Consider the following 13,618-nt stretch of genomic DNA (forward strand, 5'->3'; position numbering starts at 1 on the left):
GTTGTGAATGCGGGCGATGGCTCTTGTGGCGGGACGGTTGGGGCGGACTGGCCCGTGTGGCGGGCAGATCCGCTGATGCAGCTCCCGCTGTGCGGGCCCTGCTGTGACCTCCGGGGTCGTGTACTGGCGCTGCGAGGGCGTCCGAGACGAAGGGGGTGTGCCCGAGGGGCGGGCTTCTGTTGGCTTTCGGTTGCCCGTCAGACCGGATCGGTGTGGGTGTCGGCCCGTGGTGCGGGAGGCGGGCATCGGCGGACTTCGGTGATCAGCACCCTGGGCAGAAGCGACGCCCGATGCAAGGGCAGGGCGCGAGGCTAAGCAGGAGACGTGATGCATCACCGAGTCGCTCTGGAGCGTGTCCTGCGTGTCCAAGCCGCCATGGACGCTGTGTCCGTCCCCAACACCTTCAGCTTCGACCTGGTCTATCTGGACGCTTTGGTACGCCGTTTTGCCGCCGAGCAGGGGTATCCGCCCGCGCTCTGGAAGGAGCACGAGAGCCGTTCCCTTGCCGACTGGGAAGGGCAGCGGGAAGTCCTGGTGCCTCTCCTGGAGGAGTTGATGGCGGGGCTGCGGCATTGGGCCGATCATGTTCCGGGGGAGGCTACTAGTGGGCGTGGGTGGGCTGAGCGACTGCAAGGTGGCCTGGCGCTGCTCAGCATCCACGCTCCCAGAGCCGTTCCCGACCCGGCGGCCTTTCTGGAGTCGGCCATCGAGCACTACCGCGGGGAGGTCAGTGCATGGCAGGTCCAGCCCGACCCTCCAGACGAAGACCGCGCGTTGATCTCGCTGAGCCGCAGCGGGGCCCCCGATGAGCCTGTGCGCGCCGAGGTGTACTCCGACCCTGTGACTGCGCTCCTGGAGTTTCTGCATCGGGACCGCCCCGGCCACCGTGTGCAGGTACAGCTTCACGAACCCGGAAGGCCGACCCAGTCCCTGCCCGTGGCCGGCCTGTGGCAGCGAGCTGTTCGGTCGTCCACGCTGGGCGCCTGGTACCTCGTGGACAGCTACCGACTGCAGTGGCTTCGACATCGACTTGTCGGATCGGCGCCCGCGGCTCATTACGGCGAGGGCAGTACGGTCCGCGACCGCTGGGCTGCGGCAGCGGTGGACTGGGCCTTGACGTTCGGGACCTCGTTGCCGGAAGCAGATGGCCTGGCTGCCCTGGATCAGGACGCCAGTCCTCGCGACGATCCCGCGTGGCAGGTGCTCGACGAGTATCGCCCCGTTCGTGCCGGTGAGTTGTCTGCACCTGGGCCTATCGAGCGGCCAGTGCCGGCCGACTGGCGCCGACTCACCGAGGAGTGGTCCGCGCGAGCGTTGAATGCGCTCGCCGTAGGCGAGGAGCCCATCGAGCGGGATACTTCCGAGCTGGCTTCCGCCTTCGCGGCCCTGGAGCCGATGCGAGGGCATCCGGACGGGGTGGCCGGCCAGGTCGCTGACGATGTGCTGTCCGAGCTGACGTGGCGGTTCCCTCAGGCTCAGCAGCTACGGGTGCTGCTGGGGCCCGAGGAGAGCGATGTCGAGGAGGCGGTAGAGCTCGCCGACAATCCCTATCTCGCGCCCGCTGTGCTCGACCCCGACAGACAGCGCATGCGTGACGAGGCTGACCATCAGGCTCGGCAGCTGACCGCCGAGCACTACACGCTCACGTCCGACAGTGCGGTCGTGTCGGAGGCTGAGTTGATGGTGCAGACGATGCTGCGTCCGCCTGACGATGTGCTGAGCGCTGTGGCCTCCGCCAGTGCGAGGCGTGAGGTGGATGGCACCGAGCCACACCGACTCCGCCAGGATCCGTACGGTGTGCTTTGGCGTGCCGAGCACCCGCGTAGTGCGGCAGCGCTGACGAGCCGATCGATGGAGGCGGCGCGGGCCTCCATCGGTACTGCGGCAGGGCGAACTGCCGCCCGCGGGGCGTACGCACGAGCCAGGACCAGCCGCCTGGAAGCACTACACGCCATGCTGGGCCGGCTGCAGGCCCACCGACACGATTCTGTAGCGCGCGGCTCCTGGACAGAGCCTTGGAGCACCTCGACACGTGCCTCGGAGGTGGAGCAGATGCAGGACCGCGCCGCAGTTCTCGCCGTCTTCCCGACCTTCCGGTTGGCCCACCTTCATATGGAGGGCGTGATCGCCACCCTGCATCAGCAGATCACTCAGACCGTAGAGAATCTCGCCCAGGCATCCCAGTCACTGAACAGCGGCGGGGAACCGAGCCAGGACCTCAGCGCGCAGCTGTACGCGAGTCGCCAATTGCGAGACAAGGCAGTGGAGTTGCGGTCGCTGATCGATGCCTGCGTCCGACTGGATGAGATCTCCCCTGACACAGTCCCAACCCCCCGCCTCAGCCACCAGCGACTGTACGCCGATGCCGAGAAGATCATGCTCGGTGAGGCTCAGCCGGCCGCGCCGTCGGCGCGGCGCGAGCTTCCGCAGCATCACGGGACTGGCCAAGAGGTCGTACATCACCAGGAGCAGAGATTCACCGGGCGGCAGCGATGAGCCTCAGCACGCGGCTGGAGGGCCAGGAGGCGTCGGTTACTGGAGCCGGACCTCGTAAGGTCGGCAGCAACCGTGCTTGGACAGCGGCGCACAGGCCGTTGACTCAGAAGGGATTCACCATGGCAGAGCATGACGCCGCCATCCACCTCGACATCGACTTCGATGGGGCCGCTGCCACCCGCGGCGAGATCCTTCAGAGCCTTCAGGGCCAGCTTGATGCCGATGTCCTCCAAGCCCTGCAGCAGCCGGGGGTGCCCGACTGGCTGCTCGCCCAGCCGTTTCAGGTCGTGGAACGCCTGGAGGAACTTCAGGGCCCGGCAGATGGTTCCGGTCACGGCATGTCCCCTCGGTGGAGTACTCCCCCTCTCGGCCATGCCGGTACGCAGGAGGACGTGGTCGACCTGTACCGGCAGGTCCTGATGCACGGTTCCACGGACGACCAGCGATCCGTGCTCGCGGCCGGCCAGCTTGTCGCTCTGTGGGGGGCAGTCCGCTCTGGCGTACCAGCAGCGATCGCGCACGTCTGGGAACAGCGTTTCCCTGAACTCGACCCGATGCGGCGGTGAGGCAGTGTGATCTGGGACCTCGAGCGCGCGGCACGCGATGCCGACATAGCCCTGGCGGCGCTTGACCAAACCGATGTCCCGTTTCAGGTTGGTGGCGACGTGGCTCTGGCCCGGCACCTGGCTCTCCAGCGCCAGGCCAGAGAGATCTCGCTGACTACCCCAGTGACGCATGACACGGACCGGTCCCGGGATGTAGTGCAAGGTGCTCTCGCGCATCTGGGGTACAGAGTCCATATCGAGCAACGCCTCGGGCAGCAGGGCCTTGCTCGGGACATGACCTATCTCCCACCCGAAGGAATACCGGATACAGCCGATGCAGCTGATGCGCTTGCGGTCCGCCTCACCATCTCAGTGATGCCGCAGTACAACGCTCCGGCTGAAGTCGGCGGCCTACGTGTCAGCTCGATGACAACCTTGTCCATCCAGACGCTGCAAGCGGTCCAATCCCGGCTGGACCCCAGGGACTTCATCGACCTCACCGCGCAGGAGAAGCACTGGGGACAAGAGGCCTTCGCCAGGCTGACCGAAAAGGTGCTACAGCAAGCAGTGCAGGACCAACCGCCGGGCATGGACCCTGTTGGGCCCTATCTGCGACTTTGCGGGTCCCTCCTGCACATCCGGAACATCCCCAACATCCGGTTCTCCGGGCTGGGAGTGCCCTTGGAACAAGCAGAACAGGTACGGTCGGCGATCAGGGCCATGGCGCAGCGCGTCTATGCCAGCCGGCCGCGCCCCAAGCCACAGGATGTCGATGCGGCACTTGAGCGGCTCAGGAACCTATCTCCCCAGCAGAAGGCCGAATTGCCGACTCGGATGGCCGAGCCGCAGGCACGGGCGGCACTCGCAGGCCGGCACCCTACGGCGGTTCCTCCTCCGCCACTCCTTCCGCCGACCATGCAGCCGGTACGGCCAGCCGCGGCCGACAGCCAGCGTGTGCATCAACAGGACACACCGCCGCAGCACCCCCGCCAGACCCGATGACCACGCGGAGTTCGCCTCGTTGTCAGTGGCGTGCACTACGTTGATCACGTCAGCCGGAGAGGGTGTTCCTATGCTGTCCGGTTGCAGGTACCAGCTCGAGCTGACGGTCGGACAGGTCGCGCTGTGCGAGGAGTTCGCCAATGTGTGCTGGGCGGTGTGGAACACCGGCTTGGTGCTCCACGAGGCGCCATCAATATCCGTGCAGGGGTGGAAGACCCCTGCCGTTTGCCTGTCGCAGCAGGTGGGCGAAGCTGAGGGCACTCTAACCGCGGAGACGCGCGGAAGTATGGGAGCAGCCCTGACAATGCCGGGACGTGCTGGCACTGCCCGACGGTGCGGGTCCGGCTAGCAAGACGAGAAGCCGTACGAGAGGAACCAGTGCTCGATGCCCCGTAATTGTTCCACCGGCTCCAAATCTGGCGGATGCGGGCCGGGCGCAGTGCACGCTGCCGCACGTTGCGGTAGCGACTCCGAAGCCGGATAGGGCCGCCGGTGGGGAGGCCATGCCGAATGTCTGCGGTGTAGGTGTGGCGATGCTGCCGGGGTACAGCTGGGCGGCTCACTCGACAAACGGTTGGTGGTGAACGTGGGAAGCGCTCTGGTGTCGCCCCGACCGAGGTGTCGTCACGCTCGACGGCCCTCCGGGCAGGCTGCTGCCACGACCAGCCGTGCCGCTTGAGCAGCAGCCATGTGCCCTCGACCGTGCACGAGACGTAGAACAGGCGACCGATCAGTGTCTTAATCCGAGCCAGGGTCCACCGCTGGTCCGCCCAGCCGTGGAGTAGCGGTCCGCGCTCCAACTCCCTTTCCAGCCTGGCGATCTGCATATCACTGAGCCTCGGTCGTCCTGGAGATCCCTTCGACAGGACCCCGGCCTCGCCTTGCTCGCGCCACTGGCGACGGCACCGCTCCACGGACCGCTCGCTGACCCGCAGCGCGGCACCGATGTCCCGGTTCTTCTGCCCGCCCTCGAAGCGTTCCACGGCCTGCAGCCGAACCCGCTCCCGCGCGGCCCTCCCGGCGTCGGTCAGCCTGCCGCCCTGCGCGTATCTCACAGTCCAGGGCTACCGGAACGGCCCTACCACCATCAGGCGAACGGCTCCGACATCACCCAATCAAGTTCAGCAGCCACGGTTCGAGTCATAGCCCCACCGAGCCCGGCCGTCCTTGCCCATGAAGCATTGGCGGGGCCTTCGTCCTCGGCGATACCGAGAGCACCGGCAGGGGAGCAGGCGCAGGCGAATTACGCGACCGTCGACACCTTCATCAGACGCAGCTTCTGAGTCGGGTGCCCGGGCCCACTTTAGTCCCGCCGCAGCGTGGCCAGGCCGCCTTCATGGAGTTCGAACGCGTACTGCAGTGTCCCGCCGGCCGACGGTGTGAGGGTGATGGACACATCGACGCAGTTGGGCTTGCCTTCGGTGATCTGCTCCTTCACTGTAATCCCTTGGTCGGTCTGCGACGTGAGCACCCAGATGCCGCTGCACTTCAGTGTTGGATACTCGACCGTGGCCACGGATTCCCCGATTGCGCCACCCTTGTAGTTGACCTTGACGGGATAGGTTTTACTCTTGCCTTGCTTCACCGTGCCCCGCCAGGTGCCCTCGTAGCGGAAAGAGGTCTGAGCTGCCAGGAACTCACCACCTTTCACCGTCACTCCAGGCACGTATTGGAAGTGCGTGCAAGCGGGGGTGGTGAGACAAGCAACAACGAGTGCCGGACGGTTGTCCGATGCTCCTACTTGGGTGCCAGCGCCCCCACATACGGGGTCGGCGGAAAGGCAGAAGCTCTTGACCCGGTCAGAGCCAAGTAGGGCAGCCGGGAGAGGGGCGACCCTGGTTTTGAGCCCCCATGGCCCCACCCGGGCAATGCCCTTCGCGGCAGTGTTGCTTTCCTGGGGATCGCCGTAGAGCACAACCCCGTCCACTCTATTCAGGATGTTTGGACCTACACCCGGACTCGCCAAGTATTTGTCGATGATCCATGCACCCACGGAGTATCCAGCGAACACGAAGCGCGTGGCGTCTCTGCACGCCGTGTAGTAGTCGTTGACCGCGCGGCCAACTTCAATGACACCATCGGTGAGTTTGGCGTACAACTTGGCAGGATCAAGGTAATCTTCTGGTACGATCTTTCCGTAATCAATGTTCGCCTTTTCCGCCTCCCCTGCGAGGACATCAAACGTTTCGTTAATCACATGCGAGCTGCCCTTGATTTCCGAGCCGCCCTCGATTTCATTGGTTCCATACACGCCGATGAAGGCAACATTGGGGCAGTCTTGCTGCGTTTGTGAGGGACTTTCGGGCGCGGCGATGGCGCTGACGCTGGGCACCACTGCCATCGCCAGCGCACTGCAGAGGGTGATCAGGAACCTTCGGGTACCCAAAGGGGTATGGATGCGCCTCACGACGCCTTCTACCCCATGGACATGTCGGCGGCCGGGCCTAGCAAATCGGCACATGCGCTCCTCCCCAAGAGGCTGTCCCGTATAACGCTGGCCTCGGGTGAGATGACCGGAGTTCCGCTGGATACCGCGTACTGGCGCACCCGAAGGGGAAGATCTACCGATTCACTTGAGTTTGCCTGTCGGGGACCCAGCTTGACGCACGAGGCCGGTAGGTAGATCCCTCATGGTGCGGCGGCATGCTCCTCCAACCAGCATGCGCCTCAGTCACAAGCGACGCACCTGGAACCTCCGTCATCTGGGGCGAGAGACGGTGTGGTGTGACGTCATACGGGAGGGGTTCGTTGATCGCCTGAGTCTCGTTCTTGGGGGGTGTGGCTCTGTGGCGGGTTGTTGTATCGGCCATTACGTCAGTGGAGTTGCGCATGCGGGGGTTCCCTGTGGATCTGCCTTCGGGCACGCGGTACTGGACAGTCCTGAACGACGAGTTTCGGGTGGTTCCTGTTGCTGATCAGTGGCTGCGGCTTCTTCGCTTCGGGCGGAGCCGGGCGGAATTGACGACGCGGTCCTACGCCGGTGGGGCGGCGTTCTACTTCAGCTGGTGACCGGGCGGGAGCGGCCGGAGGCGGCCCGGGACATGGGGCTGTTCATGGTGTGGTTGCGCTACACGCCGTCGCGCCTGGATGACGAGCCGGGACCGATGGCCTGTGGCCCGGGGATGCGGCCGGTGCGGGGTGAGCGGCCGGTCAATGGAGTGGTGGCCGATGTGTGGGGGCTGTTGTCGTACGCGGTGTCGGCGGATGCGGCGCCCCGGTCGGTGCTGGGGCAGATCTACGAGCTCGCGGACAGCCGGGACCTTCCGGAGGAGGCCAAGGGCGAGGACACCGGCCTGTATTACCGGCTGCAGGCACGGCATCGGCTGCAGGAGCCGCAGGCGGATGTCGACCGGGCCTCGGACGAGGAACTCGTGGCGATGTTCCTGCCTGCCGCAGCGTGCGATCGGCTAGAGTCCGCCGGACTCGTCGGTGCTCGCGGCCCGAGCCCGAGCCGTATCTGCGGGCCGGAAACGTGGTGCAGCTGGACATCGAGGGGCTGGGCCGTCAGCGGCAGGAAAATGAAGGACGCCTGAGCGTCACGGCGAGTAAACCTCCACCACGTCCGTCGTCCCCGACATCTCCTGCGTGGAGCCCGTGTCCCCGCCGATCACATACATTCTGCCGTCCGCACCGACGGCCGCGGTATGCGAGGAGCGTGCGGTGGGCATGTCGGCGCCAGCGCCCCATGAGTTGGTCCGGGGGGTGTAGATGTACACAGCGGCACTCTGGCTCGCGAAGTCCGGACTGCCGCCGAGCACGTATATCCTTCCGTCGGAGCCAGCAACACCCGCGGTCTGCCCCAAGGGGCTCGGCATGGCGGGCAGGTCGCTCCATTGCTTGGTGGCGGGGTCATAGCTCTGAGCGGTGGTCACGGGCCCGGCGTTCGTCGTCGCGTCGAAGCCGCCCATCAGGTAGATCTTGCCATCCGCTCCGGTCGCCATGACTCCTCGGCTGCGGGGCTTCGGCGCGGGCGGGGCCGTCTGCCAGGTGTTGCTGGACGGGTCGAGCACTTCCAGGACGCCGGCGCCCGAGACGTAGATCTTGCCGTCTGCGCCCAGTGTCGCGCTACAGTCGCCCAGCGGTATCGGCGGGGAAACACCCTGGCTCCACGTGCCCGCGCCTGGGTCGTAGACCTCGACGGTCGACCACCCGTGGGACTCGTCCGCCTCGTTCGTCGATCCGCCGATGGTGTAGATCGTGCCGTCACCGGCTGTTGCGGCGCACAGACCCGCCCGCGGCACGCGCATGGGCGTGAGGGATGACCAGGTCTGTGCGGTCGGGTCGTACACCTCGGCGTCGCCCGTCACCTCGGTGTTCGAAGGGCCGGTGGCGGAAGTGCTTCGCTCCTCCTCACCGCCGAACGTGTAGATCCGTCCGTCGCAGCCGGTCGTCGCCGCCAGCAGATAGCGCTTCGTCATGGTGGGGGTGGCCTGGGTCCATGTGTCGTGCGTGTCGGAGGGTGCTGGCTCCTCATGGAGACAGGCCAGGGCGGGCGGCGTGGAACTGGTCGGGGTTGCGTGAGTGGTGCAGCCGACGGGGAGCACGAGCAGGGTGAACGCCAGAGCTAGGGGCCCGAGGGCACACCGCGTCGGGCGCCGGTCCGGGTGTCTGGTGCGCCTCCCGCGCCGGGCGGGGTTTGCGTGCACGGTCCGGTTCATAGTGCGTCCGTCACTGCGTTGTTGCCTGCGCGACAAGGTGTGCGTCACCCCAGACGGCGTAGCAGTAGCTGCTCACGTCCGCCGTCGCCACGTATGTGACCACGAGCTTCAGGCGAAGCACGTGTGCGACGCCCAGTCGGAGGTCCCGGGACTCGCCCAGGTGAAGCGTGGTGCTGCTGGCCGACTTCCCGTCGGCGAGAACCTCGAACGTCACCCGGCACTCGGCTGGGGAGTCGTCCCGCAGACCGATCGCGGCGTCCAGGGTCTGCCAGTGCCGACCGAGGTTGTACTCGGCGTCGCTCTCGGGCACCGCGGATCTGTCCAGGGCAAGGAACACGCTGCGCGCGTAGGTTTTCCCATCTACCTCGGCCGATCCGGTCTGCACCCCGCTCGACGAGGCGACCGGTGTCAGATCTTGCAAGTACTGCGGCGACGGCTCGTTCGCGCCCGGCGCGTCCGTGGAGGCCACGACCGTTCGTCCCGCGTCGCCTCCGGGCCCGCACCCGGCGGCGAACAGGACAGCGACCAGTACCGCTGCGCACGGTTCGGTGAGCCGACCCCCGTACTTCCGCAACCGTCCGACATGTGCTGCCATTGCATCAGTCCTTCTGCGTGGCTCGCACTCCTCGCCCATTCCAGGGCTATCACAGGGCCGACAGGCGTGCATCCCGGCAGAACGGTCCGGACGGCGTGCGTGGAGATGCAGGACAGCGCCGTCTGTGATGGCCTGGAGTTGCGGCCTGATGGGCTGCCGTACGAGCCGAGGGTCCGGGGCAGGTGATCGAGATGTGCGCTCAAGTGAACCGGCCTGGCTACGCCGCGGGGGGAGGCTCCCTGACCCGGCACCTGCCGTTCCGGGTGAACGTCGCCCGTGACTGGCCGTTGCTCGCCACCGCCGTCGCTGGGTTTCTGAGCTTCATCATGCTCTTCACACCCTGGGTCTCCGGGGAGTACTTGGAGTCGGACGCGTTCGGTACGGGTATGCAGGTAGCCGCTCCCGCCCTCATCATCGTGTCGGTGCTAGCCCTGTTCGGTCTGGTGGCCGCCGCCCTGGCCTTTGAGCCCGGGAAGCGTGCGCTGCTCAGCCTCCTGACGCTGGTTCCGGCCGTCGTCATCCTGGTCCTGTACGTCGTGAAGGCTGGAGACGTGCAGGACTTGATCGACGTTAACGAACAGATGGGTGGGGGGAGCGTCAGCACCGACGTCGGGCTTTGGCTGGGACTCGTCTTCGCCCTCGCCACTGTTGCTTTCGCCGTCACTGCGGGCGTGCTGGAGAACCGCCGAAGCGGCAAGGCGGCTGCCAGCGGACCGGGGCCCACAGCCCGGTACGGAGCCGGGGCCCGGCCGGAGGCCGGACCTCATCCCGGCCCGGAGCCCGGCCGAGACTCCGACCCGGAGTACGGCGCCGGTTCAGGGTCCGAGCCTGGCCCTACCATGCCGTGAACGCGGCTACGAACCACACGGGATGTCGCACACCGGGCGGCACTCGTGCAGGTATCGCCCGAACCAGCGATGGCGCCACACTTGTTGCGTTCGTTATCGTCTTCTCCCCCAGAGAACCCATGTCGGCAGCGTGCACGCGGTGAAGACGCGGCCGCACCTCCTCGATGCCCGTGTAGAGCCTCACCAGCACGCTCACCAGCCCGCGGGTGGTATGCCCGGACCACAGCACGCTCATGAGCCGATCCTGTACGCCGCGCACACGGGCCGCACGGCGACTACTCCACCGGGCGGAGCTCCGACGGAACGTCTTTGCGGCCTAAAAGCTGGACATCAACACGCTGGCGAGGCGGCGTCCGGCACGGGGCCCAGGGCCGGATGTGTGCGCGCACGGCCGGGCATCGCCCCGATGTGCATGCGGGCCGGACTCCGGAAGGGCAGTGGCTCTGCCGGGCGGGGGATGCGGACGCAAGGCGCAGCGCCGTTCGCCGAGGTGCTGGTACACCTTCGGTGATCGTGCTTGTCTCTGCGCCGGCCCACGCGGTACACGTCAGTAGGTCCCAGGCCCGGCCCGCTGGGGTCAGTCTCGTGTGCGGGATGACCTTCTGCGGTCGTCAACGGGGACGGATGGCGGTGAATACCGTTGCCGGCATCTGGTCTGCCGGGCCGTCCACCTGCCAGGATGGCACCTGGTGACGGAGCGGACGGCTGGTGTGAAGGAGCACGATGGTCGCACCCTTAGCGGTACGCAGGGCAAGTCGCTGGCAGGACTCTGTCCGGCTGTTGTTGCTGATCGACGCGGCCGCCAAGCCGCCGGCCGAGGACGAGGATGTGCCCGCAGCGACTGCGGGCGTGGTCCACACACAGGTTCGCCTGCAGAAGCTGGATTTCTGGGTGCGCTACCCGGACTATCTGGCCTTCGAGCTCATGAACGAGTACGAGACAGCTCCGGATGAGACGGGACTGCTCAGTCTCGCCTCAGACATCCTGGACTCGGAGGAGCCGGACCTGAGGCGCTTTCCGATGCTGCGTCATAAGTTCGGTGCCTTCGAGGAGTTGGATGACGCTCTGGCTCCGCTGGTGGAGCGCGGGCTGATCCGCAAAACGCAAGTGCTTGGCCGGAGCGGCCAGAACCGCGTCGTCGAGCACGTCTACTTCCTCCTTGAACACGGCCGTGAGGTGGCCCGGTCGCTGGTGCAGGACGCCCCGGCGCTGGAGTGGTATGCCAAGCGCACCCAGCTGGTCGTGGCGCTGGTCGACGGGCTCGGCGGTACGCAGATCAAGAACCGGCAGTACCTGTTGAGCGACTACGCCGACACCCCATGGAGGCAGTACATCTCGCCGATCACCGAGCAGGCCCGCGCACGGTTGCGTCAGCTGAAGGCTGCCGCCCAGGTGCCGGTGTCCGACGTCGTCCAGGAGGCCTCGTGACCGCGTCGCCCGAGACAACCACCGCGCAGGTCCCCCAGGTCCCGCGGGCCGTCGACATTCTTCAGAGTGTCGCCGCGAAGCTGGGACTGACCGCGGAGCAGGTGGAGCGGTCGCTCGCGGAGGCCAACATCACCTTGAAGAGTCCGGCAGCGGCCGACCGCCGACTGCGGATGCTGCGCCTTCGGGTCCGAGGGGTGAAGCGCTCGGGCGAACCCTTCAGCGTGGCGCGGGACTTTTCGGCTGGCGTGTGGGCGATCGTTCACCCCGACAACAGCGCGGGGAAGACGAGCCTGCTGGAATTCCTGGTCTGGCCGCTTCGTGGAGAACCTCGCGATCTGCCTTTGGACGTCCGCTCCTGGGTGCGTCACCTGAGCATGGATGTCGCGGTGGCCGGACGCCCCATCCGGATTGTTCTGGATGTCGATCCTGGCGCTCATCCCGCGCTGACCGGGCGGATCCTCACCGCGGACACCGTGGAGCAATTGCTGGCCGCGGGCGACGGTGGGGACGGCCTGCGCCTGGTGGAGCAGGCTTCCGGAGCCGACGAGGTCGACCGCAACATCGGTGCCTTCTTCCTCGACGCGCTGCGGATGGGGCATACCAGCCTGTGGCAGGCCGGCGGCGGCGCCGACGGCGAAGGCGCACCCCAGGTCCATGGGTGGGCCTCGTACTTCGGAGCGTGCTATCTCAACCCGGGGGGGCGACGAGATCCTTCTCGGGGATGTCAACGCCGTGGGCCTGTCCGCCCGGCTCATGGAGCTCTTCGTTGACATCCCCTACAGCACCGTGCTCACCCAGCTGTCGGTCGCCGACAAGCGCGAGCGCAAGACTCTCGCGCAAGGAAAGCGCCGTGCGGAAGGAGATACCGCCGCCCGCCAGGCCGAGCGAACCGCATGGCAGCAGCAACTGGAACAGCTTTCCCAGCAGATCGCCGAACTTCGGGACGTGGCGAGCAGGGATGTGTCCCCCTTGCTCCAGGCCGCCGACCAGACCGCAGCAAGGCTTCGGGACGCGCAGAGTGTGCTCCACGAGGCCGAACAGAGTCTGACCGAGATGAGCACGGCGCGGGTGCGCGCCGACCAGGCGCTGCTGGACGCCCGTGAGACCTGGCAGGCGCGGCGGGTGCTGGGCCGACTCGATCCGGTCTGTTGTCCGCGATGCGAGGAGCCTCTCGATCGGGACCGCCGCCAGCAGGAGCGCGAGGACGCCTCCTGTGCCGTGTGCACCCGGCCACTGCCCGAGGTCGACGAAGAAACCGCCGAAGTGCTGCTGCAGGACTTGGAGCAGCAGCGCGAGAGCGCGCGGGAGGCGGAGGACGCGGCGAGTCGGCAGCGCGATGCCGCGGCGGCCGCGGTGAACACCGCGCTCGCCGAGCAGCAGGCGGCCGCGGCCGCGCTGCAGACGGCGCTGGCGACGTCGCAGAACCATGAGCGCCTTCGCCAGCTGGAGCTTCAGGTGGCCGGCTTGGAAGGACGCCTCGCCGCTACCGGCTCCGGACCGGAAGAGCCGCCCGTTCCCGTGTCCGCCCAGGTCCTGGAGGCCGTGACCGAGGCCGTACGAGAGGCCGTCGACGCGGCCGCCAAGCGGCTTTTCCCGGCGATGAATACCCAGATCGTTGAGCTGGCGGCCCGGTTCGGGGTGCAGAACCTCGACAGCGTCCGGCTCGACCGATCAGGCCGGGTCAACGCCGTTAAGGCGGGGGTGAAGACCCCGTTCAAACGCCTCAGCCGCGGTGACCGGCTGCGCATGCGGATCGCCACGGTCATCGCGCTGCTGCGTGTCGGGGCGGACCGCGGCGTGGCCGCCCATCCCGGTCTGCTACTGATTGACTCCGTCGCCGCCGAGGAGGTCACCGAGGTACCGGCCCGAACCCTGATCGCCGAGCTGCAGGCCATCACCAAGGACCTCCCGGACCTACAGGTCGTGCTGACCACCGCCCAGCCCGAACTCGTCGACGATCTGCCTGCAGACCACCTCATCACCCACGATAGTGAACACCTGTTCTAAGCTGCTCGCTTCCGGTGCGGCCCAGCAGAGAGGAGAGGA

The 13,618-nt window shown here is 67.0% G+C and carries 11 protein-coding genes and 1 pseudogene; 8 read left to right on the top strand and 4 right to left on the bottom strand.

From position 1 onward, the window contains the following. The first annotated feature begins 375 nt into the window (after positions 1-375). From AC07DS_RS16530 to AC07DS_RS16540, 3 genes are all read left to right on the top strand, one after another. Positions 376-2,496 carry a hypothetical protein gene (locus AC07DS_RS16530; RefSeq protein ID WP_479145908.1) on the top strand — a complete coding sequence of 707 codons (2,121 nt, stop codon included), beginning with the start codon at positions 376-378 and terminating at the stop codon, positions 2,494-2,496. A gap of 119 nt (positions 2,497-2,615) precedes the next feature. Then, positions 2,616-3,062, top strand: a complete 447-nt coding sequence (locus AC07DS_RS16535; protein ID WP_479145909.1) for a hypothetical protein — start codon at positions 2,616-2,618, stop codon at positions 3,060-3,062. 6 nt (positions 3,063-3,068) lie between these two features. Next, positions 3,069-4,043 carry a hypothetical protein gene (locus AC07DS_RS16540; RefSeq protein WP_479145910.1) on the top strand — a complete coding sequence of 325 codons (975 nt, stop codon included), beginning with the start codon at positions 3,069-3,071 and terminating at the stop codon, positions 4,041-4,043. 611 nt (positions 4,044-4,654) lie between these two features. Here the strand turns inward: AC07DS_RS16540 and AC07DS_RS16545 are convergent. Together AC07DS_RS16545 and AC07DS_RS16550 are read right to left on the bottom strand one after the other, a co-directional pair. Continuing rightward, positions 4,655-5,098: pseudogene (locus AC07DS_RS16545) on the bottom strand (winged helix-turn-helix domain-containing protein); the annotation flags it as partial. A 248-nt stretch (positions 5,099-5,346) separates the two neighbouring features. Continuing rightward, complete coding sequence (locus tag AC07DS_RS16550) at positions 5,347-6,450, bottom strand: cutinase family protein (RefSeq protein WP_479145911.1); 1,104 nt, start codon at positions 6,448-6,450, stop codon at positions 5,347-5,349. Positions 6,451-7,048: 598 nt separating this feature from the next. Between AC07DS_RS16550 and AC07DS_RS16555 the strand changes: the two genes are divergently transcribed. Further along, positions 7,049-7,576: a hypothetical protein gene (locus AC07DS_RS16555; protein WP_479145913.1), complete on the top strand. Its 528-nt coding sequence runs from the start codon at positions 7,049-7,051 to the stop codon at positions 7,574-7,576. Positions 7,577-7,579: 3 nt separating this feature from the next. Here AC07DS_RS16555 and AC07DS_RS16560 read toward each other — a convergent pair whose 3' ends face one another. Together AC07DS_RS16560 and AC07DS_RS16565 are read right to left on the bottom strand one after the other, a co-directional pair. Next, positions 7,580-8,461, bottom strand: coding sequence for a Kelch repeat-containing protein (locus AC07DS_RS16560; RefSeq protein WP_479145914.1), 882 nt, complete (start codon positions 8,459-8,461; stop codon positions 7,580-7,582). Positions 8,462-8,711: 250 nt separating this feature from the next. Further along, positions 8,712-9,296 carry an NPCBM/NEW2 domain-containing protein gene (locus AC07DS_RS16565; protein WP_479145916.1) on the bottom strand — a complete coding sequence of 195 codons (585 nt, stop codon included), beginning with the start codon at positions 9,294-9,296 and terminating at the stop codon, positions 8,712-8,714. Positions 9,297-9,478: 182 nt separating this feature from the next. Here AC07DS_RS16565 and AC07DS_RS16570 point away from each other — a divergent pair, with 182 nt between their 5' ends. From AC07DS_RS16570 to AC07DS_RS16585, 4 genes are all read left to right on the top strand, one after another. Then, positions 9,479-10,144: a hypothetical protein gene (locus AC07DS_RS16570; RefSeq protein WP_479145918.1), complete on the top strand. Its 666-nt coding sequence runs from the start codon at positions 9,479-9,481 to the stop codon at positions 10,142-10,144. A 723-nt stretch (positions 10,145-10,867) separates the two neighbouring features. Continuing rightward, positions 10,868-11,572: a hypothetical protein gene (locus AC07DS_RS16575; RefSeq protein WP_479145920.1), complete on the top strand. Its 705-nt coding sequence runs from the start codon at positions 10,868-10,870 to the stop codon at positions 11,570-11,572. Beyond that, positions 11,569-12,342: a hypothetical protein gene (locus AC07DS_RS16580; protein ID WP_479145922.1), complete on the top strand. Its 774-nt coding sequence runs from the start codon at positions 11,569-11,571 to the stop codon at positions 12,340-12,342. The genes AC07DS_RS16575 and AC07DS_RS16580 overlap by 4 nt, the downstream gene beginning before the upstream one ends. Beyond that, entirely contained in the window at positions 12,305-13,579 is a 1,275-nt protein-coding gene (locus AC07DS_RS16585; RefSeq protein WP_479145923.1) for a coiled-coil domain-containing protein, read from the top strand. The genes AC07DS_RS16580 and AC07DS_RS16585 overlap by 38 nt, the downstream gene beginning before the upstream one ends. Positions 13,580-13,618: the final 39 nt, after the last annotated feature.

The sequence above is a fragment of the Streptomyces sp. NPDC044064 genome (genome assembly GCF_056434245.1).

Coding starts and splice junctions, on each gene's coding strand:
- AC07DS_RS16530 (WP_479145908.1), top strand. CDS start 376: ATGGACGCTGTGTCCGTCCCCAACACCTTCAGCTTCGACCTGGTCTAT.
- AC07DS_RS16535 (WP_479145909.1), top strand. CDS start 2,616: ATGGCAGAGCATGACGCCGCCATCCACCTCGACATCGACTTCGATGGG.
- AC07DS_RS16560 (WP_479145914.1), bottom strand. CDS start 8,461: ATGACGAAGCGCTATCTGCTGGCGGCGACGACCGGCTGCGACGGACGG.
- AC07DS_RS16565 (WP_479145916.1), bottom strand. CDS start 9,296: ATGGCAGCACATGTCGGACGGTTGCGGAAGTACGGGGGTCGGCTCACC.
- AC07DS_RS16575 (WP_479145920.1), top strand. CDS start 10,868: ATGGTCGCACCCTTAGCGGTACGCAGGGCAAGTCGCTGGCAGGACTCT.